21 protein-coding genes are annotated in these 23259 nt (G+C 36.8%); 7 read left to right on the forward strand and 14 right to left on the reverse strand.

All coding sequences use genetic code 11. The features are described 5' to 3' along the window. Nucleotides 1-67: 67 nt before the first annotated feature. Nucleotides 68-2296, reverse strand: a complete 2229-nt coding sequence (gene helD / locus NST76_RS02035) for an RNA polymerase recycling motor HelD (protein WP_330493622.1) — start codon at nucleotides 2294-2296, stop codon at nucleotides 68-70. Nucleotides 2297-2453: 157 nt separating this feature from the next. On the opposite strand from helD, the gene NST76_RS02040 reads away from it, so the two are divergent. Next, nucleotides 2454-3170 carry a glycerophosphodiester phosphodiesterase gene (locus NST76_RS02040; RefSeq protein WP_036117556.1) on the forward strand — a complete coding sequence of 239 codons (717 nt, stop codon included), beginning with the start codon at nucleotides 2454-2456 and terminating at the stop codon, nucleotides 3168-3170. A 93-nt stretch (nucleotides 3171-3263) separates the two neighbouring features. Here the strand turns inward: NST76_RS02040 and NST76_RS02045 are convergent, their stop codons facing one another. Further along, nucleotides 3264-4286, reverse strand: a complete 1023-nt coding sequence (locus NST76_RS02045; RefSeq protein ID WP_036117552.1) for a DUF2804 domain-containing protein — start codon at nucleotides 4284-4286, stop codon at nucleotides 3264-3266. A 181-nt stretch (nucleotides 4287-4467) separates the two neighbouring features. Between NST76_RS02045 and NST76_RS02050 the strand changes: the two genes are divergently transcribed. Together NST76_RS02050 and NST76_RS02055 are read left to right on the forward strand one after the other, a co-directional pair. After that, nucleotides 4468-4962 (forward strand): amidase domain-containing protein, encoded by a 495-nt coding sequence (locus NST76_RS02050; RefSeq protein WP_036117549.1) that lies wholly within the window; start codon nucleotides 4468-4470, stop codon nucleotides 4960-4962. Nucleotides 4963-5059: 97 nt separating this feature from the next. Continuing rightward, nucleotides 5060-5632: a nitroreductase gene (locus NST76_RS02055; RefSeq protein ID WP_036117546.1), complete on the forward strand. Its 573-nt coding sequence runs from the start codon at nucleotides 5060-5062 to the stop codon at nucleotides 5630-5632. Between the two features lie 54 nt (nucleotides 5633-5686). On the opposite strand, the gene NST76_RS02060 is transcribed toward NST76_RS02055, so the two are convergent. From NST76_RS02060 to NST76_RS02090, 7 genes are all read right to left on the reverse strand, one after another. Next, entirely contained in the window at nucleotides 5687-7069 is a 1383-nt protein-coding gene (locus tag NST76_RS02060) for a dipeptidase (protein WP_036117543.1), read from the reverse strand. Nucleotides 7070-7328: 259 nt separating this feature from the next. After that, entirely contained in the window at nucleotides 7329-9140 is a 1812-nt protein-coding gene (locus NST76_RS02065) for an AraC family transcriptional regulator (protein ID WP_036117541.1), read from the reverse strand. A 185-nt stretch (nucleotides 9141-9325) separates the two neighbouring features. Then, entirely contained in the window at nucleotides 9326-10369 is a 1044-nt protein-coding gene (locus tag NST76_RS02070) for an NAD(P)/FAD-dependent oxidoreductase (RefSeq protein WP_170829840.1), read from the reverse strand. After that, nucleotides 10369-11346 (reverse strand): ABC transporter substrate-binding protein, encoded by a 978-nt coding sequence (locus NST76_RS02075; protein ID WP_186436128.1) that lies wholly within the window; start codon nucleotides 11344-11346, stop codon nucleotides 10369-10371. Before NST76_RS02075 ends, NST76_RS02070 begins: the two co-directional genes overlap by 1 nt. A 98-nt stretch (nucleotides 11347-11444) precedes the next feature. Continuing rightward, nucleotides 11445-13046 carry a helix-turn-helix domain-containing protein gene (locus NST76_RS02080; protein WP_058843599.1) on the reverse strand — a complete coding sequence of 534 codons (1602 nt, stop codon included), beginning with the start codon at nucleotides 13044-13046 and terminating at the stop codon, nucleotides 11445-11447. 142 nt (nucleotides 13047-13188) lie between these two features. Beyond that, nucleotides 13189-13932 carry a glucose 1-dehydrogenase gene (locus NST76_RS02085; protein WP_036117533.1) on the reverse strand — a complete coding sequence of 248 codons (744 nt, stop codon included), beginning with the start codon at nucleotides 13930-13932 and terminating at the stop codon, nucleotides 13189-13191. Nucleotides 13933-13952: 20 nt separating this feature from the next. After that, nucleotides 13953-14708, reverse strand: coding sequence for a glucose 1-dehydrogenase (locus NST76_RS02090; RefSeq protein ID WP_342544562.1), 756 nt, complete (start codon nucleotides 14706-14708; stop codon nucleotides 13953-13955). Nucleotides 14709-14899: 191 nt separating this feature from the next. On the opposite strand from NST76_RS02090, the gene NST76_RS02095 reads away from it, so the two are divergent. Then, nucleotides 14900-16030, forward strand: coding sequence for a LuxR C-terminal-related transcriptional regulator (locus tag NST76_RS02095; RefSeq protein WP_340810259.1), 1131 nt, complete (start codon nucleotides 14900-14902; stop codon nucleotides 16028-16030). Between the two features lie 301 nt (nucleotides 16031-16331). Beyond that, nucleotides 16332-16880 (forward strand): RNA polymerase sigma factor, encoded by a 549-nt coding sequence (locus NST76_RS02100; RefSeq protein WP_036117528.1) that lies wholly within the window; start codon nucleotides 16332-16334, stop codon nucleotides 16878-16880. A 113-nt stretch (nucleotides 16881-16993) separates the two neighbouring features. Here the strand turns inward: NST76_RS02100 and NST76_RS02105 are convergent, their stop codons facing one another. From NST76_RS02105 to NST76_RS02125, 5 genes are all read right to left on the reverse strand, one after another. Beyond that, nucleotides 16994-17440 (reverse strand): MarR family transcriptional regulator, encoded by a 447-nt coding sequence (locus NST76_RS02105; RefSeq protein ID WP_036117526.1) that lies wholly within the window; start codon nucleotides 17438-17440, stop codon nucleotides 16994-16996. A 22-nt stretch (nucleotides 17441-17462) separates the two neighbouring features. Beyond that, nucleotides 17463-17867 (reverse strand): transcriptional regulator Spx, encoded by a 405-nt coding sequence (gene spx / locus NST76_RS02110; RefSeq protein WP_036117523.1) that lies wholly within the window; start codon nucleotides 17865-17867, stop codon nucleotides 17463-17465. A gap of 511 nt (nucleotides 17868-18378) precedes the next feature. Further along, nucleotides 18379-19944: an ABC-F family ATP-binding cassette domain-containing protein gene (locus tag NST76_RS02115; RefSeq protein WP_036117522.1), complete on the reverse strand. Its 1566-nt coding sequence runs from the start codon at nucleotides 19942-19944 to the stop codon at nucleotides 18379-18381. A 34-nt stretch (nucleotides 19945-19978) separates the two neighbouring features. Continuing rightward, nucleotides 19979-20164, reverse strand: a complete 186-nt coding sequence (locus NST76_RS02120) for an SE1832 family protein (RefSeq protein WP_330493619.1) — start codon at nucleotides 20162-20164, stop codon at nucleotides 19979-19981. A 192-nt stretch (nucleotides 20165-20356) separates the two neighbouring features. Beyond that, nucleotides 20357-21403: a hypothetical protein gene (locus NST76_RS02125; protein WP_058843602.1), complete on the reverse strand. Its 1047-nt coding sequence runs from the start codon at nucleotides 21401-21403 to the stop codon at nucleotides 20357-20359. A 230-nt stretch (nucleotides 21404-21633) separates the two neighbouring features. Between NST76_RS02125 and NST76_RS02130 the strand changes: the two genes are divergently transcribed. Both NST76_RS02130 and NST76_RS02135 read left to right on the forward strand, forming a co-directional pair. Further along, entirely contained in the window at nucleotides 21634-22467 is an 834-nt protein-coding gene (locus tag NST76_RS02130; RefSeq protein ID WP_058843603.1) for an oxidoreductase, read from the forward strand. Between the two features lie 129 nt (nucleotides 22468-22596). Next, complete coding sequence (locus NST76_RS02135) at nucleotides 22597-23151, forward strand: NADPH-dependent FMN reductase (protein ID WP_036117514.1); 555 nt, start codon at nucleotides 22597-22599, stop codon at nucleotides 23149-23151. Nucleotides 23152-23259 lie beyond the last annotated feature (108 nt).

Consider the following 23259-nt stretch of genomic DNA (forward strand, 5'->3'; position numbering starts at 1 on the left):
AGGGAAGTTTTATCGATTGCCGCCAAGAAACTGATGATGAATGAAAAAGTCGCCTTCTAGCGACTTTTTAATTTTCTAATAAAAATGTATTTTTGGATGGGCCAATTAAATAGAGTTCATGCATTGCTCGTGTGAGAGCTACATACAGTAGTTTCCGATCAATTATTGTATCGTAAAAGGGTGTTTCAAAGGCAGCTACAATGACGGCATCAAACTCAAGCCCTTTAGCAAGATGACTTGGTACAACAAGCAACATTTCCTGATTAATCGATTCATTTTCTGTTAGCAGCTGTGAGGCAATTTTGTTGTCTTTCAATGTATGTTGCATCGAAATGGCTTCAGCAGTAGTTTTGCAAATTAAAGCGATAGATCGATGACCATGTTGACGAATAGCTTCAAAAATTTCTTTAATTTTTAAGGCATCAAATTGATCTGCTTGAATAAAACTTGGCACATTACCGTGACGAACAACTGGCTCAACCAGCGGTAGCTGCTCATTCATTTGCGCTAAAATTTGATTAGCGACTTCCATAATTTCAATGGTTGTTCGATAGCTTTTTTGCAATGTTCGGAAGCTTGCACGAGGAAATAAACTTTGGACAGGTTCCCAGGCAGTTAATGAGCGATAGCTATGAATTCCTTGAGCTAAATCGCCAACCATTGTAAACATGTCTGTATCAAGACCTGTTTTTAAAGCAGCAAGCTGAAACAAACTATAATCTTGTACTTCATCGATAAAGACAACACGCATTTTCCATTCATCTGGGATGCCTTTTAGACGTGCTTGTAAATAGTATAGTGCGGCTAAATCTTCGAGTGCCCATTGTTCTTTACGATGTGCCTGCAAAAATTGCTGTTGTTCAAGATAATGCCATTCAGGAGCTAGCTCTGTTAAAAGTTTGGCGTCGGTAAGAAGGGTGCGATAAAGTGTTTTAATGTTATGTTTAGGAAAGCGACGCATATAGGCAGTTGCAGTTGTTTTCGTTTCTTTTTCTATTGCTGGAATTCGTTCGTCGCGTTCATCGATAAATTTTGTGACAACACGTCGACGCTTTTCATCATCCCGTATACCATTTAAGGCTTTACCCAATGCTTCATCATATTTTTTATGGAGTGTAGCTAAGACAGCCTGTTTTTTTTGGCGGACATGGCTAGCTAACACCTTTTTTATATGTGCAAGGCGTTTTTCAATTGGCATATAAGAAAACTCATATAAAAACAGTTTCTTTAGATGAGCAGCTCGCATAATACAGTATTTTTCAATATAAACATCTTCGAATTGTTGCGCGATTTCTTGCTCCAGCTTCTGGATATAGCGCTCAATGACATCACGATAATAAAGTGAACCTTTCACTTCAGCGATCCACGCAGTAGGCTGATGATTTCCACCAGCAACGAGCAATTCTAATTGCTCATTTGGATTTTGAAGCTTTAATTTTAATTTAGTGGCAGCAAGAACGTAGTCTGTAAAAGTAGTTTGGCATATTTTATCGACACCAAGCTCTGGTAAAACATCACCTATATAATCAATAAATAGCTTATTCGGTGCTAAAATCATGAGCTGTTCAGGATTAAAATGCTCGCCCATTGTGTAGAGGAAATAAGATATTCGGTGGAGAGCGATAGTTGTTTTTCCACTACCTGCTGCACCTTGTACAATAATTGGTTGACGAAGATGTGCTCGAATAATTTCATTTTGTTCCTTTTGGATTGTCGAGACAATTTCAGTTAAACGAACATCTGCTTTCCCAGCCAATGCTTCTTGTAGGAGTTCATCGTTTGTTGTTAGATCAATATCCCGTATATCGAGTAATTCGCCGTTCTCGATCTTATATTGTCTTTTAGCAAAGAGATGTCCTTTATGAACTTCTCCACGGACATCGTACTCCATATCACCAAGACGTCCATCATAATAAACATTGGCTACGGGTGAGCGCCAGTCAACAATAATGGGTTCATGGGTTTCACGATGAAATAGTGAGGTTTTCCCAATATAAAGGAATTCTTCAGGATCACCTGTCTTTTGGAAATGGATTCGGGCAAAATAGGGCTTTTTCCGAACGGCTTCTAGACCTTCTTTTTGATTACGAGCCATTTCAAAGAATCTGGCGTTTGTTAAGATATTTAAATAACTTAAACTCGAATCTAAGTAATCAAGGTCAGCCATGGACTTGCGGATATTTTCTTGAGCGGATTGTAGATCTCGTTGTGATTCGTCTAATATTTGTTGCATATAACTTTGGGTATAGGTTAACCGCTCTACCTCAGCCTGAAAATCCGGATGTTGTACAGTCATTTTTAGCACCTCCTAGGTACTTACAATTTCAAAGTAGATTATCATACTACTATATATAATATTTACCATCAAGTGAAAGCTAAATAGTTAATTATGCTACTATTACATTGGGGTTGGAAAGTTTTTCTTTAAATGATAATAGAGGAGGTTAATGATTTTGGACATTTTTGCACATAGAGGTGTTTCGATAAACTATCCAGAAAACACGATGGCAGCCTTTCAAGCAGCATCAAAGCTTCCTATAGCAGGGATAGAGCTGGATGTTCATTTAACCGCAGATAAAGAGGTAGTGGTCATTCATGATGAAACCATTAATCGTACCTCCAATGGTTCAGGCTATGTAAAAGATTTTACATTACAGCAATTGCGTACATTTGACTTTGGTTCGTGGTTTTCTCCAGAGTTCGGAGATGAAACAATCCCTACGTTAGGGGAAGTGTTAGAGCTTTTTGCAGGTACCAACCATCGTATTAATATTGAACTGAAAACAGATATTATTTCATATGAAGGGATTGAAGCGCTCGTACTCAAAGAAGTGGCTGCACAGCAAATGACTGAAAGAGTAATCATTTCATCTTTTAATCATGAATCATTGCAAACAGTATCAAAAATAGCACCTTATATAGAAAGTGCGGCGCTGTTTGCAGAAGTGTTAGTAGATTTTACTTCTTACATTGCTCTTATTCCAGCTAAAGCGTTACATGTAAGTTTACCAACGTCATTTCGTAAATCAGTCAAACTAGCTCTCGCTGAAGGAGCAACTGTCCGTGTGTATACTGTTAATGATCAACGTGATGCTCGCTATTTACAGCAACTAGGTATACAGGCGATATTTACTGATGACCCAGAGAAAATATTACAGGCCCTTAATTAGAGCAAGGAAGGGGCTAGGAGACAAAAAGCTTCCGTGGAATAAGTAGCATTTTTGTAATACCCACGGAAAGCGACGTCTTCTAGAAGATCCGTTCTACCATTTCGCACGATGTTCTTCAATACATCCGAGCATTTGTTGAATAACAAGTGTTTCACCATTGTCGAGTAAAATGGAGCCATCGTAATAGCCAAATAGTTGATGTACCTCCGATTTAACTAATTTGGCATTAGTTTGAGCAACACGTTCAAAAAAAGGGGAGAAGGTTAATGAAACCTGATTAGAAAATTTCGTTTTTACTTTCCAACGTTGCATATAGTCTCCAGAATCATATTGAAACAAAAGATCCTCATGTATTTTGGTCATTTTACCATCAACAAAAACAGCATTTTCAGTCATGCCAGTACCATCTGTCCATTTACCTCCTAAGTTCAGTCCAATCCGTCTTCCTCGAACTCGCTGAGAGGCCATTCCCCAATTCCATAATGCTTGGCGTGGCCATACACCTCGTCCATAATCTAACACTGCAAAATTCTCTTCGGCCGAAAAATTATAACGGCGAGTACCAATTGTGACAACACCTGAAGTTGGGAGTATATGATGCTTGCCTGTAAATTGAAATGTTTTGCGATTCCAAGGGATGACAACATTTAAGGTTTCATCAGTTGGGGGATGTTGGACGATAAGCTTTGCACGTAAAACATCACCATCAAAGTCTGGTATGGACACCGATAGATGCGTTTCATTTTGTATATATAATAGATCAATCATCATTTCGCTATTTTTAAATGAGACGGATTCTAAAACCTGTGTCGGCATTTTTAATTTACCACCGAAGGGAATGGTAATCGTTTTTTCGAAATAGCGCTGTGTTTCATATTCAAGGAAATAAACGAAGCAGACAGCAGCATAATCTAAATGACTAATCGTAGCAGAAAACAAGATTTCGTCACCATAGATACACCAATAGTTCCATTTCTTTTTGCGCATGAGATGGCCGCTTAAATTGCTGTTAATAAGGGGCTTACGTGCAAATCCGATGGCTGCTGGATTTAAATTACCTTTTTTATCGCATAAAAGAGTAGGCTGTAAAATTTCTTTCTCAGCATGCTGCTTCACAATTAACATCCCTTCCAGTCATAAAATAAAATCTGCATTGTATTACTCTTTATTGTAGCAAAAATGTTCTTGAAAATGGAAAGGAACGTGCTGAATATAATTGATTTCAATAAGAATATGAGTAAGGACCTAACTAATAGAAAGTCATGAATAGACATATGATGGCATGAGGAGGGGATGTATGGCAAAAATGTATAACAGGCAGGCTGCAGTTCAATATGCTAATTTATGGTGGAACAGACGCAACCCAGCTTTTCCAAACTTTGATGTAGATTGCACAAACTATATATCTCAATGCTTACTTGCGGGTGGCGCACCAATGCGTGGCGCACCGAGTAGAGATAAAGGTTGGTGGATTCAACAAGGGAATTGGAGCTTTAGCTGGTCTGTGGCTCATTCATTAAGGTGGTATTTAGAGGGATCTACAACTGGATTGAAGGGTAGGCGTGTTCAATCGGCAGAGGAGCTAGAGCTTGGGGATGTCATTTTTTATGATTTTCAAGGAAATGGGAGAATTGATCACTCCGTTATTGTCACAAGTATTCAAAATGGTATTCCCTATGTCAATGCCCATACTTCGGATAGTATTAATCGACCTTATTTTTACGAGGATTCCACTGCCTATACACCGAGTATGACTTACTTTTTCTATCATATAGATGACAGCTTTGCTTAAGAAGAGATAGTTTTAAAGCATATCATTTTGTGATAATGTGAAAGATAGAAGAGACCAACTCTAATATGTTGTCTTATGGTAGAAGGAGAATAGAAATATGAGCGAACAAATTTTATCGGTTAGAGATGCAATTATTCAACGTCGTTCCATTAAAAAGTTTAATGGTCAGCCTGTAGATCGTGAGGATTTGATGGCTATTATCGATGATGCTGTCTGGGCACCAAATCACGGTAACCGTGAGCCTTGGCGTTTAGTAGTAGCCTGTGGAAAGGAATTAGCAGACCTACACCAGCTATTACGCGACCTGACAATTCCAAAATGGCAGGAGCTTTCAAGTGAAGATTTAGCGAAGCAAATGATGAAATTTACATTACCAGGTGGCTATGCTTTTGTAATCGTACCAGAGGATGCTCGTCAAAAAGAACGTTTAGAAGATTATGCAGCTGCAAGTACGTTTATTCAAAATATACAACTGCTTGCGTGGGATAGAGGCATTGGTTCTTGCTGGAAAACGCCAGGCTTCTTAGATAATCCGAAATTCCGTGAAGCTTTAAAGGTTCAGCCAGGTGAGCGTGTCATTGCCATGCTACAAATGGGTTATTTTGATGAAGTACCGAAAGGCAAGGAACGTAAACAATCAGCTGAAATAGTGACGATTTTTGGTGAATAACCGAAAAAAATCCCTTCACTTTAAAAGTGAGGGGATTTTTTAATGGGACGATATTTATTTTTGTAAATCAGAAACCTCGTATAAGTAATCACTTAACACACGTAAGCCTTTATCGAAGTTTTCTAAATGGAAGTGTTCGTTCGGTGCGTGGAAGTTTTCACTTGATAAGCCGAAGCCCATTAACACCACAGGTAAATCTAAAATTTCATCAAAGGCAGCTACAATAGGGATAGATCCTCCGCCACGTGTGTATGCAGTTGGTACATTATACACTTTTTCATAGGAACGTCCAGCTGCTTGGATAAATGGATGATCGAAAGGTGTTAAGAATGGACGCCCTTTATCAAATTCAGAAATATTGATTTCCACACCAGTAGGTTTATGTTTTTCAACATGGGCTTTTAATAGTGCTACAATTTCGTCAGGCTCTTGATTTGGAACAAGACGGCATGTGATTTTAGCACCAGCTTCCGCAGGTAGAACCGTTTTGATGCCTTCACCAGAGAAGCCACCAAATACACCGTTAACCTCTAGTGTTGGACGAGCCCAAGTGCGTTCTAAATAAGAAAAACCTTGTTCACCGAATAATTCTTTTACGCCAACTTCCTGTTTAACTGATTCCTCATCAAAGCCAAGTGCTAAATAAGCTTCACGTTCTTCTTCTGATAGTGGCAATACTTTATCGTAGAAGCCTTCAACTTGAATCGTTCCATGCTCATCACGGAAGGATGCTAAAATTTCAGCCAATGCATGGATAGCATTTTGGACGCCGCCACCGTAAAGACCAGAGTGTAGATCTCCTTTAGCTCCACGAACATCAATTTGAATGCCTGTTAAGCCACGTAATCCATAGCATACCGCAGGCTTACCAGGACCATAAAGGCCCGTATCAGAAATTAAAATTAAATCTGCTGCGAGTTTTTCCTTATGTTCTTCAACATAAGCAGGTAGATGCGGACTGCCGATTTCTTCTTCGCCTTCATAAATGAATTTGACATTGACTGGTAAAGTCCCTGTTGTTGCAAAGAGTGCCTCAATCATTTTTAAATGCATAAACACTTGTCCTTTATCATCACTCGCTCCACGGGCAAATAATTTATTGTCACGAATCGTAGGATTGAACGGCTCGCTATCCCATAAATTTAATGGATCAACAGGTTGTACATCATAATGACCATAAAATAAAATAGTTGGTTTCCCTTCAGCATGTAACCAATCCGCATAGACAACAGGGTGCCCAGCTGTTTGTGTAATAGAGATATTTTCAAGATTTAGTTTTTCAAACGCATTAGCTAGCCATTGTGCTGCCTGTTGAATATCTTCTTTATGCTCAGATAGAGAACTGATACTTGGAATTCGTAAAAATTCATTCAGTTCATTTAAATGTGCCTCACGATGTTCTGCAAAATAAGCATCTAATTGCTGTAAATTTGTCATCTAGCATCCCTCTTTCCAATATTTCGATAATAGAAATAGTATAACATAATGTGGTAGGGAAGTGCCGTCATATCAGAGCCACTGCTATTTTTATTTGGGAGGAGTTTACTAGTCATTTTCTAAAACTTTTCAATCAAGTTCGAATGATGATATAGAGTAAAGTAGATTGTTAAGAAAAATGTGACAAAGTCTATAAGAGAGAGCTTTGCCACACTTGGGAAACGGTAATATAAACCATTGGAACTATAAAAAGTTCGTCTTATTTTGTTTTCTTATCATTGGCACGCTCGATAAATAAGTCAGTTAGATCGTTCATTTGACCAATAACAGAAATGGGATCTGTAAACCAAAATTTGAAATTATCTATTTCGTACACTTCATTATTTTTAACAACATCTAAACTTTTCCATACAGGAGCCGTTGTAAAGTCGACTTTAGGCGTGTCGGCCGCTCTTGCAACGATAACACGGTCCCCTACAAAGTCTGAAATTTTTTCTGAAGAAATTTGTACCCATGGGGTTTTTATAGTAGTTTCTGCTTTTACAGCTGGCGCCATTTGTAAGCCTAATCCCGTATAAACAGGATACCCTGTATAACCATCGCCATAAATAGTGATGGTTCCTTTACCATCCAGTATATCCATAACAGTTATTGTTTCTTCAGGCTTAATAATACGAGCAATTTTTTGGCGAGCGGTTTGAACTTGTTGTTGATAGTTTTTTTGCCACTCCTGGGCAAGATTTTCTCGATTTAAAATAATACCAAATTCTTTAATGAGTTTAGGTATATTTTCTTCGTATTCAATATAGATGGTAGGTGCAATTTTAGAAAGCTGCTCATACATTTCTTTATTACCTGTAATAATTAAATCAGGTTCTAATGAAAGTACTTTTTCTATAGAGTCTCCGATCACCTCAATTTCTTTTTTATCTTTTTCAGGAATATAAGGGTTTTTTAGCTGTGCTTCATTCGAACCAACTGGTTTGACATCTAAAGCAAGTAAGTAACCTAAATAAAAATCAGTAACAATACGTTGCGGATTTTTTTTATACGTAATATCACCATTGATGGAGTGATAAACCATTGTTTCCTCTGATTCTTTGGTAGTGTCGTTGTTTGTACAAGCTGTTAATAATAAAGCAGCACATAAAACAAATGAAGCTACTATAGTATGGTTCCAATTGAATTTCATTGGTAAAAAGCCTCCTTCATATTGATAACAATTATCATTATATAAAGGTCCTTGATTGAATACATCGGAGGATTTTAGCTCAAAATTAGGATTATTCAACACTAGAGAAGTGGGTAAATATAATCTTTTATATTGGCCAGGCGTTAACCCAGTATGTTTTTTAAATAGGCGAGTAAAGTAAGAAGAATCTTCGTAACCAATTTGCTTCGAAACTTCTTGGATTGAATGATGTGTTTCAACTAAAAGCCGCTTTGCATGTTTGATACGAGTATGTAATAAATAATCAATTAGACCATAACCAGTTTGATATTTAAATTGTTTAGAAAGATAAGATACACTGTAATTCATTTTTTCTGCAATTGTATGACGCGATAAATTTTCATGAAAATGCTTATTTATATAATCTAATGTTTGAGAGGTTAACTGTTCCTCATGCAATCTATTTGAATCTAGTGTATACATTTCATAGATTAATTCTGCTAAGTATAATTTTGTCTTATATTTACTAGCATCAGTGTGCATTTCCCATTGTGTGTTTATGTTATCCATTAATGTTAACCAATGCTTCGGTGCATCATAAAAAATGAGAGGCTCTAAGGGCTCAGATATTGTGTTATCAAAAGAAACATTACAATAGATCCATAGACATTCTGAAGATGGTTCCTGCGTGACATGTATGTTTATAGGGTCACGAACAATCAAAAAGATGTTTTTATGGTGTAAAAGGGGAGTATGATGCAATTCCCATTCGCCGGACCCTTGAGCAATAAAACCGAAAATACAGTTACAAGTAATGACAGGCATTAACTGTGGATTTTTAGATATATGTATAATGGTTAATTTTGCCGAGTCCCAATCTGCTAAAGTAAGGTTTTTCAATTGATGGTTCACTTCTTTCAATAGGTTATATTACGATAATACAATTAATGATAATGATTCTCAAATAGATGCTTGTATCGTAGAAGTGAAAATTTTCTTAAAAACATACGAAAAAAAGTAAACTGCATTCAAATGATTAGATTGACTCTAATCATTTGAAGTGCAGTTATGCAAGATGTTTCTATTTAATTAGACATATAGCGTTGTATAATTTTCTCATTTTTTTCAGCGAAGCGGTCATTGTGAGAGGATACACCAGCCATATCGACTCCGGTAGGATCTAAATATAGCTTCGCACTATTAACGGCTAGAATGGCATCATTAAACGCACCAGCTATCAGGCGAACCTTACTAGGGTGAGTAATAAAATCACCAGCACCAAATATGCCTGGAATACTTGTGTGCATTTTAGGCGAAACAGATATACCATATTCTTCACATTCAAAGCCCCATTCCATAATAGGACCGTAGAAGGATCGTTCAAAGCCGTGATTAACAATTATTTCATCGACTTCAAATTGTGTGCTCTCACCAGATGTAACATGTTGGACAGTAACCCGTTCTATTTTGGTGTTGTTGCCGTGCAAACTAGTCACAACATAGGGGACTAGTGATGTGGCAACTTGCTTCATTTGCGAAACAGATGATTCAAACGCTTTGAAATCTTCTCGACGATGAACAACAATGACTTCCTTAGCAATTGGTGCAATGGCAATCGCCCATTCCACAGCAGAGTCACCACCACCTGAAATTAAAACACGTTTATTGGCAAACTTAGATTTATCCGTAACTGTATAGTGTAAATTAGTTAATTCGTAACGATCTGCTCCTTCTATATTTAACTTTTGAATTTTGGTAATACCACGACCTGCTGCTAAAATGACCGTTCTGCTAAAATGACGTTCTCCTGTTTTAGCAATTAACTCAAAAATTTTATCTTCCCGCTGTTCCATGCCAACAATTTCTTGCCCATAAACGATGGTTGGATCAAATGTTTTCGCTTGAGTAATAAGTGCATTTATTATTTCTTCACAGCGAACAGGCTCAACACCACCTACATCCCAAATTAGCTTTTCTGGATACGTTCTCATAAAACCACCGAGCTCATGCTTAATCTCAATAATTTTTGTTCTCATTTCGCGCATCCCACTATAAAATGCGGAATACATGCCAGCTGGTCCACCACCAATAATTGTTACGTCATAAATGTCTTGTTCATTTATTGACATTAGGGCACCAACTTTTCAACAATATAGTCGATTAGTAGTTCTGTGCCAATAGGACCTAGTCCAACTGCATAATCCTTTGTATCTAATGGGAACACGCGACCATTCTGTACAGCCTCCATGGATTGCCATAGCGGACTATCTTCTAAACTCTTCATCGATTCATCACTGCTATAATTTTCTAACACTCTCTTTTCAACGAAAATATAGTCTGGTTTAATTTCTGGTAAGATTTCAAGAGATAACGGTGTAAACCAATCTTCTGAATCTGCTAATTGTTCTGGAATTTTTAATCCTAGCTGACGATAGATTAAACCACTACCTGGTCCCTCTGCTTTAGCGCCCATGAAGCGATACTGTTTTGGTTCAACCCTTAATACCATGACTGTTTTATCGCCAATGGCTTGTTGTAGTTTTTCTTTAGCTTCTGTCACTTTGTTATTGTAAGCAGTCAGGGTTGCTTCAGCTTCTTTTTCTTTCTCAAAAACTTTACCTAATGCAGGAAGTGCTTCTTCTATAGAACCATTGGCATCCACGGCAAGGGTAGGGGCTATTTTACTTAGCTCTTCATATTTTTTAGCATCGATCACATTCCCTTGCACGACAATTAAATCAGGAGCCAATGAAAGTATTTGCTCTAAATTTTCTTCATATTGAGGGGTATTAATCATTTCTACATTATTTTCTTTAAAAAGCTTTGGACGATAGTCAGGCTCTATTTCATCTACCACTAAAACTTTTTGGGGCACAATGTCAATAGATAGTAAAAACTCTGCATAATTAGAGTTAAACACTAACATATTTTTAGGATTTGTCGGGATCGTAACATCGCCGAAAAGTCCTTTAACGGTTTTGGTAGTAGCCGCTGTTTCTTCTGATGACTGTGTGTTTTGATTGTCTTCCGTTGGCTCACTATTACATGCAGCCAAAGCGAAAACCATCATTAGCAATGGTAAGAAAGCATAATATTTTTTTAACATTTCTCTAATCTCCTTTTTTTGATAATGATTATCATTTTCAAATGTTAGCAAATTAGAGAAAGAGAAACCATAGAGGATTGTGTTTATTCAATTGGACTTTAGTGTTGTTCTTTAAAAAATTGATAGAGATTTTGTAGAATAATAGGTTTTCCAAAAATACCACAGTTGTTTAGTCCAAGTGACGTATCAACGAAAAGAATACGATTGTTTTTAACAGCATCTAACATGTTCCATTGATCACTATTTAGTAAGTTTTTCATATTTTCCTCAGAGCTGAAATAATCCATTATTCGTTTTTCTAGCAATAAAAAAATAGGGTTGGCCTGTAATAAATCTTCTAGTGACAAGTCATTAAAGCTATATTCTTTCCCTTGTAAATTTGGAGGCATAGAAAGATCGAGTTCGTTATAGAGTAGCCGAGCAATCTCGCATGATCTTTCACCGATATATCGATAACCAAAATGCTCAACCCTTAAATATACTAGCGTAGGTTTTCTTCGTAGAACATTTGCTAAGTCCTGTTTATACTTTTTAACGTTAGTAAGAGATTCGTTAATTAATGAAGCTGCTTGCTCCTCACAGTGAAATAGTGTCCCGAAATAGTTGATTAAGCTCGTCATTTCATTTGGTAATCCACTAATAACAGGAGCAATTTCACGTAATTCATTTTTAATTTGATCATCTAGTATATTGCCAATAATTAATGTAGGCTGTTGGCGTTGAATTTGGTCAATATCAATGATGTAATGCCCCATATCCATAGTATGAATTTGATGGGAGTTAAATAATGCCCGTTGATAACTGGGCACTAGGGAAGCAGTAGTCACTACACTATGAGGGATAATGTTTAGTGCCAGTGCAATCTCAGCATACAGGGGAGATAAAAAACATATCCGCTGCTGAGCAATTGATTTTATATAATTTTTTGGAGAGACGCCAACTATTGCTTTAAATCGTCTACTAAAGTAATGGGCATCTTCAAAGCCGACATTTTTAGCAATGTCCTGTGAGCGTGCTGAAGTAGTGAGTAAAGCCTCCTGTGCACGATAAATGCGATAAGTTGCTAGATATTCTGATAAAGATAAGCCATATTGCTCCTTAAATTTTCGAGAAAAGTGCCATGGGCTAATACCGATACTATTAGCTAATTGTTCTCTTGTAATCAATTCATTGTAATGGTTATGTATATATTCAATTGATAGTTGTAATTTATTTTCGACCGTGAGTTTTTCGTTATTTTGCGGCTGATATACATGTTTTAGTAAGGTGTATAAAATATATTGATTCATAATGATGGAAGTGTTTGAAGTATGATCTATAGGCTCCATTAAATCACGGCTAATCGTAGCCAATACTACCTCAGGAATTTTGGTCATTTGGGATTCATTTTCAAGAATAGGTTGCCGTTCACTAAGGGTATGAGTAGTGAGGTCATATATGTCAAAATAAATGATCCATCCTGCTAATGCATAATTGCTATTGTCCAGTATCTCGACAACAGAATTTTTCTCAACGGCTAATAAATTGCCTAGGTGTACATGTTGTACCCGACCATTTATACTCCATGAAGCTTGCCCATCTGTAATTAAAATGAGTGCATTATTTGTCATAACATGGACAGTCCCACCTTTTATCCATCCATTCGTAATACGGTGTGTAGCTTGCCATTGCGCAAACCAAGATTGATGTGATTGATACATAGGAACACCTCTTCAATGTAAAGTATAGCTATGTATTAGAATAACAAATATTGTGCGAGTAGGATTATAAGAGTGCGATATCTTATAGTAAATAAAAAAAGATCTGATTTCTAGAAAACATTGAAATCAGATCTTACTAAAATTAATGAGCAGTATAACCGCCATCAACAAGAAGCGTTGTACCATTGACAAAGCTTGCGTCGTCGCTTGCTAAGAAGAGAACAGCTTTTGCAATTTCTTCTGGTTTACCAAGGCGACCTTGTGGATGAAGGGACGCTAAATATTCTTTCTTTTGCGCATCGACTTCAGCTAGTAGAGGAGTGTCGATATAGCCAGGACATACTGCATTTACGCGAATGCCTTGTTTAGCGTAAGCTGTACATAGATTTTGCGTTAATAATTTTACGCCACCCTTTGCAGAGGAGTAGGCTGTAGGGTTTGGCAAGGCAACAAAGCTATGAATAGAGCCAGCGTTGACAATGACACCACCAGTTCCCTGTGTAAGAAACTGTTCGATGGCATATTTATCAGAAAGAAATACACCTGATAAATTAATATCAATCGTTCTTTTCCATTTTTCGAAAGAAAGCTCATGTGCTGGTGCATCGTCAGCTACGCCTGCATTGGCATACATAATATCAAGTTTACCGTAGTTAGTAACGGTTTCCTTAATCATGTTTTGAATATCTTCTTCGCTAGTTACATCTGTTTTTACGAAGAGTGTATCAAAACCATTGTTATTTAATTCGTCAGAAACAATTTGTCCACGATCTGAAAAATCGGCGATAACTACTTTAGCGCCTTCTTGTACAAAGAGACGAACTGTGGCTTCACCGATACCACTAGCCCCACCTGTAACGATTGCTACTTTATCTTTTAGTTTCATTTCAATGACCACCTTTATTGTTATTTTGCTGTTGCTCCGCCATCAATGACGAATTCTGCACCTGTTGAGAACGAAGATTCATCAGAAGCTAAAAATAATACGGTTTGCGCTACTTCTTTAACAGAGCCTAAACGTCCTAATGGGAATAAATTTTTTCCTAATTCATCTTTAGTGCTTCCAGTTGTTGCTGATGCATAGTCTGCCATACCTGTATCAATATAGCCAGGATGGATCGAATTGACGCGTACGCCATATGGAGCATATTCCATTGCAGCATCTTTTGTCATAATGCGAACGGCACCTTTACTTGCTCCGTATAATACGTGTCCAGCAGCGCCTGTTAAGCCAGCGATGGAAGAGGCATTAATAACTGAGCCCTTATTATGTTTAGCCATAAGTGGCATAATATATTTCATACCTAGGAAGACACCAGTCACATTGATGGACATTAAGCGATTCCAATCAGAAAGCTCGATTTCTGCAAGTGGTTTAATGATATAGATACCTGCATTATTGAAAAGAATATCTACTTTGTTAAATGTTTTGATTGTTTCATCTGCGACCTTTTTCCAGTCTTCCTCATTGCTAACATCATGATGTACAAATAATGCTTCACCGCCAATTGCTTGGATATCGCGGATAGTGTCGTTACCAGATTGTTCATTTATATCAGTAATAACTACTTTTGCTCCTTCTTTAGTAAATAATAGTGCCGTTTCTTTCCCGATTCCTGTACCTCCACCTGTAATAATGGCTACTTTATTTTCCAGTCTCATTTCAAGCACGCACCTTTCATTATTTCTGGTTATATGGTTACCTTGGGATTCAAAAGTATTCGCATTGTTTAGCGATACTTTCATCTTACTCTTTTCAATTTGAAATACTATCCTATAAGATGCTGTATAATATAGTAAGTGAATATCCTCCATTTATAGGGTATTGTTAGTGTGAAGGAGAAGAATTTCCTATGACGCATCCATTTCAGTCAATTGAAGAAGTTACATTACAAGAGTTTGTGTTATTTATTAAAATTCATCATCAACAAATTGAAGAAAATGTCAATATTTACCTCAATTTAGCACCTTCTATAGCCGAAGAGGATCGAAAAAGGGCAGCGATGCTACTGGATTCATTTTTGCGTTTGATGACATATACGAACATTGATGAACTAAATGATGATGATAAGTCTTTTTTTAATACGTGGCTTCAGGCACAGTTATCTATAATTGATCGGAAGAGCTTTAATTTATTCCAATTAATTTTTGAGAAATCATTGATTACCTTTATGATTCAACAAAAGAGTAGCCGAACGAATGCCATCTTAATGTATGTATTATCGTTATTTACGTTTCTCGTACAGCTTTACGATGACTGTGAGGGAGATGACAAAAGGAATAACGGATCTACTGAAAATCAAGAGTTACGGCATTTACAGTTATTAGATAAGCTAAATAAATTGCTGATCAGTTCCTCAGGCTATCAGGATTTAGCCTATATTTTAAAAAAATGTGAAGAGTATTTTAGTTATAAAAGATGCGTATTTTATGCATATGTTCCATGGTCCAACCAATTTTACGGGGTTATTGGGGCGGAACTTCCTAAAGTGCAAAGTATGAAAGGGCAGTTGAATGGGGAAAACGCTATACTTAGTTCAAGAAAACCTATTTATTTGAAAAATCCTAAAAATTACGTAAAAGAGGAGCATATTCAATTATTTAATTTATCCTCCATCATCTTTATTCCTATTATGAGGCGAGACCAATTATTTGGATGGCTAACATTTGATCAGCTAGGCGAGGAATTTGATTGTACAAAGGAAGAATTATCACTTCTTGAAGAAGTAGGGAAGCGTCTAGGTTTATTTTTATCACGTAAGGGCGAGAAGGTAGAAAAAAACACAGAGCTTCATTTAACAGAACGGGAGTCGATGATTCTTGGCTTGCTTGCTGAAGGATATGATAATAAAAAAATTGGTGGTTTATTATTTTTAAGTGAGCATACGGTCAGGGATTATGTTAGCAGTCTCATGACAAAGCTTAAAGCAAAGAACCGTACACAGGTCGTTGCCTCCGCCTTTCGTCTAGGGCTGTTAAGCTAGCATAAATGCACTTCTGCTAGGAGTGCATTTTTTGTGTCTTTATAAACCGAAAAATGCGTCTTTAATTTTCTGATAATAAACGCTATTTAATATATAATGTTAAAAATAGGGAAGTATTGTTATGAAGTGATTTTTAGTAGGAGAAGTAATATAGTAGTAAAACAATTTTTACGAATATTACAAGCAAAAGTGATTAAGCTTACACGATTGTAATGAAATTGAAAGCCAATGCGATAGAGTGTAATACATTATTTTGCGAGAATGTGTATAGAAGCAAGAACAAGAAGCGGAGGCATACACAATGAATGAAAAATTAGAAGGCGTATACGAGGAATACAATCGTTATATATATCACTTATGTTTGAAACTAACTCGCAATAATGTAGAGGCTGAAGATTTAATGCAAGAAGTATGGGTAAAGGTTGTACGCTATGAAGACAGCGTTGCCGAGGTAGAGCATATTAAAGCTTGGCTGACAACTATTACAATGAATACATTTAGAGATCGCTATCGTAAAAAAGTACGTCGAAGCAAATATATGATGAACCAACCTGAAACATTAGACGTACCGATTTTAGATTTGGTTCCCAATAATGAAATTTCGACGGAAGAAAAAATTGAAAAGGATATTGTAACAAAACTCGTACAGGATAAAATGGAGCAATTAGATGCTATTTATAGAAAGACTTTATGGTATTTCTACATAGACCAATATTCACTTGCAGAAATCTCTACAATTATGAAGGTTTCTATTGGTACTGTGAAATCTCGTTTATTCCGTGCAAAGGCTCGATTAAAAGAAATGCTCATGTCTGATACAGCAATTGTGGAATCTGTGCTACCAGCATAATAAAAACAGATTGGTCGCACACCACAAGTACTTAGGCGGAAGTATTCGGTCGATTAATCTAAAAAAAGATGCACTCGCAAATAGTTGCGATGCATCTTTTTAGTTTGTGCTCTTTATTCTGACCGATTAGATTCAACATCTAATAGACATTTTGAAAAAATCGTTCGTAATGTTTGCAGTTCTTCAGCTGTGAGCATACCAAACATATTGTTAATAATTTCACTCACTTGTTGACGCGATTCTTTTAAGATGTTCTCACCCTCTGTAGTAATAACTAGTTGTGAGGCTCGTCGATCTGTGGCATGCTGTGTTTTTTCAATAAAGCCAGCATTAATCAGCTTTGTTGTTAAAACGGTAACACCACCAGTTGTTACTTTTAACCGCTCAGCAATAGCAGAAGGGCGTTTTGGGCCCTCCTGCGATAAGTAGTCTAAAATTAAAATATGGGATTTTGAAAAGCCGAGCACATTATGATTATTCCACTCGTTTGCCCACTTACGCTCAATAGATGAAACGACTTCAAACAACGAGGTAATGGCTTTTTGTTTTTCTTGATCCATAGAGGTCATCTCCAAAACTGTTTTAACTTTCTTGTGCCAATCTTGTCATCGCATTTAATTCGTAAGCACGTACTTTACGTGGGATAAAACGACGGATGTCCATCTCATTGTAACCAACTTGAATACGTTTTTCATCTATTAAAATAGGGCTACGCAACATTCTTGGGTGTGCTTGAATAATAGCGTATAGCTCTTGGATAGAAAGTTGGTCGATGTCGATATTTAAGTTTTTAAAGTCATTTGAGTTTGTTGCAATGATTTCATCTGTACCATCTTCAGTCATGCTTAGAATTTCTTTGAATTCTGCAAGTGTAAGAGGGTGAGATGTGATACGTTTTTCTTTATATTCAATATTGTGATCTTTTAACCATTTAAGTGCTTTTCTGGATGAAGAACAGCTCGCTTGTGAGTAAATTGTAACTGTCATTCTTCATTCCTCGCTTTCTGTATTAGATTATATTTTATAAATAGCTTACTAGTAAGTTATATAGTTTATATATATATCTTACTAGTAAGCTATATATAAATCAATAGTTAATTGAAAGAATTTCTCAATCAAATTAATATTTTTTCAATTCTATTTAATTATACGAAGAGAAGAGTAAAAAGTTTCGCTCTTTCTGCTTACAATGATGTAAGTTTCAGCTGATATTACAGATTTTGAAGAGAGGCCAGCGTGGCAACTCAGTGAACCGTTATTACAAGAAGTGACTATTATGTAACTTCTAAAAAAACTGTAGGTAATTGATGACGAATTAATAGGGACTACTAGATGAATGAGCTGATCTCGTAGGAGAGCATTAGTTGGAAGTAGGAGTAAAATAGTTAGTCCACTGATTATAGTATGTTTAAATGTGGTCAATTATACATAGAAGTTTGAAAAAAATAAAAAAAGCAGTCCCATAACATGTGGGAACTGCTCTTAAAATGAGCTGGTCTTAGCTTTGTTGTCCAGAAGTGAACCAATCTTGAACGTTCCAGACTTTTGTTGCGAGGCCATCATAGAAATCTGGTTCGTGGCTTACCAGTACAATAGTGCCTTTAAATTCTTTCATGGCACGTTTTAATTCATTTTTCGCATCGACATCTAAGTGGTTTGTCGGTTCGTCAAAAAGAAGCCAGTTCGCTTCTTCCATCATTAATTTACATAAACGAACTTTTGCTTGCTCTCCACCAGATAAAGAATTCAATGGACGTGTAATATGGTCGGTTTTTAGACCCGCTCTTGCTAATGCTGCACGTACTTGAGCCTGCTCCATCGAAGGGAAGGCATTCCAAACATCATCAATTGGTGTTATTTTTTCTGCTTTTACTTCTTGTTCAAAGTAAGACGGATACAGGTAATCACCTCGAATGACTTTCCCATCAAGAGGGTTAATTTTACCTAGCATTGTTTTTAATAATGTGGACTTACCCACACCATTCATGCCAACTAGAGCTATCTTTTCTCCTCGTTCAATAGCAAAAGATAGTGGGGGTAGTAATGGCTTGTCTTTATCGTACCCAATGACCAAGTTCTCTGCCTCTACTACATAGCGGCTGGAAGAACGTGCTTCTTTAAATCCGAATTCAGGTTTTACCGCTGTTTCTGGGCGGTCAATTCGCTCTAAACGATCAAGCTGCTTGGCGCGAGATTTTGCACGACCAGTAGTGGAGTAACGTGCTTTATTTTTAGCGATAAAGTCCTCTTGTTTCTTAATGAATTCCTGTTGCTTCTCATAAGCATCAATATGTTGACGTTTATTGATTTCAGCAAGCTCTAGGAATTTTTCGTATGTTGCTGTATAACGAGTTAATTTTGAAAACTCAAGTTGGAAGATGACATCCACCGTTTCATTCATAAATTCTGTATCATGTGAAATTAAGAGGAAGGCGTATGGATAGTTCTTTAAATAGCTTTTCAGCCAAGTAATATGTTCCTCATCGAGATAGTTCGTCGGCTCATCTAGTAAAAGTACTTTTGGTTTTTCTAGTAACAGCTTAGCTAGTAGGACCTTTGTGCGTTGTCCACCAGAAAGTGCAGCTACATCACGTTCTAAGCCAATAGCATCAAGGCCTAGTCCACGTGCAACCTCTTCAATTTTCATATCTAATGAATAGAAATCTCCTGCATCAAGTGCGTCTTGAACCTCTGCCATTTGTTCTAACAGTACTTCTAATTCCTCAGGTGTAGCTTCTGCCATCTTACCTGTAATTTCATTAAGTTCTTCTTCTTTTTTATATAATGGTAAAAAGGCATCACGCAAAACATCACGCATTGTTCTACCAGCAGTCAGTACTGTATGTTGGTCGAGATAACCATAGTGTGTACCAGGAAGCCACTCTACTTTTCCTGTATCGTGAATCGTTTGTCCTGTAATAATGCCCATTAATGTCGATTTACCTACACCATTAGCTCCTACAAGACCAATGTGGTCACCTTCTACTAATCGAAATGATACATCTTTAAAGAGTGTACGATCACCGAAAGAATGACCTAAATTTTCAACTGTTAATATTGCCATATATGTTCCTCCAACTGTCCATCTTGTTTACATTTTAAAGTGCTGCGAGCTGCTTGTTTAGTTCTGCTAACTTGGTTTCCATATTCGCAAGGCGTTCCTCGGCTTTTGTTACCTGATCGTTGTGCCCAGTAGACTCCAATTTTTCTATATCACCTTGTAAATTCATATAGTCCATTTTTAACTCTTTAATTTGGTATTCAATATCGCTTTTTGTTGGCATGATGATTACTCCTTTTTGAGAATATTTTATCGTGAATGCGTGTAAAAGCGATGGAGGTTTTTCTAATCCCCCACCGCTTAGTCATTAAAATCAATCGGGTACTGGTTGAATTTACTTATATTCCAACGTCCATAAGAGGAGTTGAAGTGAAAAATTCTTATATATTGTATCATAATCATCTTCGAAGTAGCACTAAGTAGAAGCGATATTGTGTCGATCATAAGCAAAATCTAAGAGTAATGCTTGGAGTGTTTCATTGTTACTAGCAAGATTGAGTTGTCGTTGTTTTCTTACAGCTCGTTCACTGCGAGCTTCGTGTAATAGAAATTCCATGACAGCATTTTGGATTTGAGACTGCTTCATTTTACGACCAAGTCCAAGATGAATAAAACCATTATGCTCTCGAGGAAAAGCATGAAGAAGCTCAGCTTCAGTTTGTGCAAGTGTAATGCATGGCACACCATAAGAGGCAATTTTATAAGGCGTATAATTAGCATTACAAATAATGACATCAGCTTTTGGTAATAGTTTGAGAAGTGCGTTTTTATCACGAAGAATGGCCGTATTGCGACGACTAAGTACCATCATTTGCAAATCATCCGTTGCATGGCGATAGCTATCATCAATCATTACTGTAATTTGTAGTGGAATTTGTAGCTGTGTTAAGTGTCGAAGTGTTCGGTAGGTTAAGTTATGCTCGTCCCCATCCTCAAAAGCAACGACGATATGAGGAGGATTTTCAGGTGTTTTACTATCAGGAATATCATCAAATTGTTGGTAGGCCTCTGGTAGTGCAAAAACAAAGCTTCCACCAATATAATGCGATGGTAAATAATCTTTCACTTCTTGATAGAGTGCTAGTAATACACAGTCACAGGCTTGACCACCTTCACCAAAATCATCAAAATGAATCAGTGTTTTGCAGAAAGGTCGTAAATCCTGTACTTGCCAGCCTTCAGAATTACGGCCATCTCTAACGATTAAATCAGGTTGAAGTCCTTTGATTTGCTTAGGTAATTCGTTAAAGTGGTCAAATAAAATTGGAGAAAGACCTTCATTCATTAAAATTTGGATGCCATCATTTGAAGGAGTCTTGACAAATATAAAAACTTTCTCATTCGTAAGTAACTTAGCCAATGTTGAAACCCGTTCAAAAGGATACAGCCCTTTATCAATACAGCTTTCAATAATGAAAACAATCGTTTTTTTTGGTTCAATTGCTTGTGTTTCTTTTTGCAAATGTATCCCACCCTTTCCTCTGTCTCTTTAAATTATGGCGAAGAAAGAGCAAGTATGTGTAAAATTTAGGATTTGATAATCGATGACTTTGAGGAAATCTTGTAATTAGCTATCTTGAGGGGGATTATAAATAACTTTTTAATGATCAAAAAAATGGTCGATATATATAGTGAAATCAAGAATAGAAAAGATACATACAACATGAAATTATGTAGAAGGGGGGAAGAAGGATGAGCATGCGTGCAGCGATTGTTATAGGAGCGACAGGTTTAACGGGCTCCTCTCTAGTTGAGCAATTATGTGAAAATGATGAATATGTTTCAGTAACCATAATTGCACGGAGAAAACCAATCTTTACGCATCCAAAGTTAGAAGTGAAGATTCGTGATTTTGATAGGATAGAGGAAAAAGATATTGAATTTGCCCATGAATTGTATTGTTGTTTAGGTACAACCATAAAAAAAGCAGGCTCTCGTGAGGTGTTCGAAAAAGTTGATTTTGAATATCCATTAGCGATTGCTTCTTTAGCCAAAAAGCGTGGGATCCCTCATTTTCTTGTCATCACTGCAATGGGTGCTAATGAAAATTCTCCGTTTTACTATAATCGAGTGAAGGGAAAACTTGAGCATGATTTAGTAGAGTTAGGGTTACAACGGCTCTCTATTATTCGACCTTCACTATTAGTAGGAGATCGAGATGAATTCCGTCTAGGAGAGAAGGCAGGAGAAAAGCTATTAAAATTTGCACAACCTTTATTAATTGGACCTTTCAAACGTTCTAGAGCAATTGAAGCCTCACAAGTGGCCAAAGCGATGATTATCATTGCTCTATACGGTAAAAAGCAGCCTGTTACTATTTATCCATCCAATGAACTGGCAACATTGCAATACCCTGAAATACCAGAAGAGGATGCTTCAAGAGAGACGCTATTTCATTGGGATAAGCTTGAAAAAGGTGAGAAAGTAAATCGTGATGTTATCATTAATCGAGATAAATTTAAGATGGAGGAAACGGTTATTGATAAGGAGGTACACTTCCAACATCGTGAACAGGACAAAAAATAATGTGGGTTTGGTTTGTAAATGTTCCGTCTAAAGACTGAATTTATCCCGATCGCTACGACAAACCTTTGCGAGCTACTTTTCATTTGTTACAATATTCTTGTAGAAGATGAATGTGGAGGCAAAATAAAGATGAAAATTTTACTCGTTGATGGCACAATGTTTGGTCGTAAAACAGGTGCTATTTTAGAACAAGTGGAACAATATATTAAAGAATTAGATGCTAGTTTCGAATTAGAAATGATGCATTTTAATCAATATAAGCATCAAATTGTGGATGGTTCACCATTAAATGATGATATGAAGAAAATGATTCAACAATTTGAAGAGGCAGACGCTTACATCATTGCAACGCCTATTTTTCAAGCGTCCATCCCAGGTGTTTTGAAAAATGCTTTTGACTACTTACATCCTAAAACGATGCGCTATAAGCCCGTATCTATCGTCGCAAACGGTGGCACATACCAACATCATCTTGTAGTCGAAAATCAATTAAAACCTATTTTAGATTACTTCCGTGCCCTTGTTACGCCTAACTATGTATACACACATACATCACATTTTGATGCAGATAATAACATTGTTGATGAAGATGTTCATAGTCGTTTACGTGAATTAGCACGTGTATTTGTTCAATATTGCGAAATGAGCAAGAACTTGCCGAAGGAAACAATTGATCAACATTAAGATAGCCCTTGTACGGTGGTAAGAAATCACTGTGCAGGGGATTTTTCTTTGTAAGTATTCTTTTAGGATGTGCTAAAATAAAACTTTAGTGACTCGGGAGGGAGGGCT

The organism is Lysinibacillus sp. FSL W7-1291, from assembly GCF_038593415.1.
Lineage (GTDB): Bacteria > Bacillota > Bacilli > Bacillales_A > Planococcaceae > Lysinibacillus > Lysinibacillus fusiformis_D.

Excerpts from the sequence above, each read along its gene's own strand:
- NST76_RS02100 (WP_036117528.1), top strand. The coding sequence starts at position 16,332 with ATGAATGAAAAATTAGAAGGCGTATACGAGGAATACAATCGTTATATA.
- NST76_RS02080 (WP_058843599.1), bottom strand. The coding sequence starts at position 13,046 with ATGTATCAATCACATCAATCTTGGTTTGCGCAATGGCAAGCTACACAC.
- NST76_RS02115 (WP_036117522.1), bottom strand. The coding sequence starts at position 19,944 with ATGGCAATATTAACAGTTGAAAATTTAGGTCATTCTTTCGGTGATCGT.
- NST76_RS02070 (WP_170829840.1), bottom strand. The coding sequence starts at position 10,369 with ATGTCAATAAATGAACAAGACATTTATGACGTAACAATTATTGGTGGT.
- NST76_RS02090 (WP_342544562.1), bottom strand. The coding sequence starts at position 14,708 with ATGAGACTGGAAAATAAAGTAGCCATTATTACAGGTGGAGGTACAGGA.
- NST76_RS02095 (WP_340810259.1), top strand. The coding sequence starts at position 14,900 with ATGACGCATCCATTTCAGTCAATTGAAGAAGTTACATTACAAGAGTTT.
- NST76_RS02075 (WP_186436128.1), bottom strand. The coding sequence starts at position 11,346 with ATGTTAAAAAAATATTATGCTTTCTTACCATTGCTAATGATGGTTTTC.
- NST76_RS02055 (WP_036117546.1), top strand. The coding sequence starts at position 5,060 with ATGAGCGAACAAATTTTATCGGTTAGAGATGCAATTATTCAACGTCGT.
- spx (WP_036117523.1), bottom strand. The coding sequence starts at position 17,867 with ATGACAGTTACAATTTACTCACAAGCGAGCTGTTCTTCATCCAGAAAA.
- NST76_RS02085 (WP_036117533.1), bottom strand. The coding sequence starts at position 13,932 with ATGAAACTAAAAGATAAAGTAGCAATCGTTACAGGTGGGGCTAGTGGT.
- NST76_RS02060 (WP_036117543.1), bottom strand. The coding sequence starts at position 7,069 with ATGACAAATTTACAGCAATTAGATGCTTATTTTGCAGAACATCGTGAG.
- NST76_RS02130 (WP_058843603.1), top strand. The coding sequence starts at position 21,634 with ATGAGCATGCGTGCAGCGATTGTTATAGGAGCGACAGGTTTAACGGGC.
- NST76_RS02135 (WP_036117514.1), top strand. The coding sequence starts at position 22,597 with ATGAAAATTTTACTCGTTGATGGCACAATGTTTGGTCGTAAAACAGGT.
- helD (WP_330493622.1), bottom strand. The coding sequence starts at position 2,296 with ATGACTGTACAACATCCGGATTTTCAGGCTGAGGTAGAGCGGTTAACC.
- NST76_RS02105 (WP_036117526.1), bottom strand. The coding sequence starts at position 17,440 with ATGGATCAAGAAAAACAAAAAGCCATTACCTCGTTGTTTGAAGTCGTT.
- NST76_RS02120 (WP_330493619.1), bottom strand. The coding sequence starts at position 20,164 with ATGCCAACAAAAAGCGATATTGAATACCAAATTAAAGAGTTAAAAATG.
- NST76_RS02050 (WP_036117549.1), top strand. The coding sequence starts at position 4,468 with ATGGCAAAAATGTATAACAGGCAGGCTGCAGTTCAATATGCTAATTTA.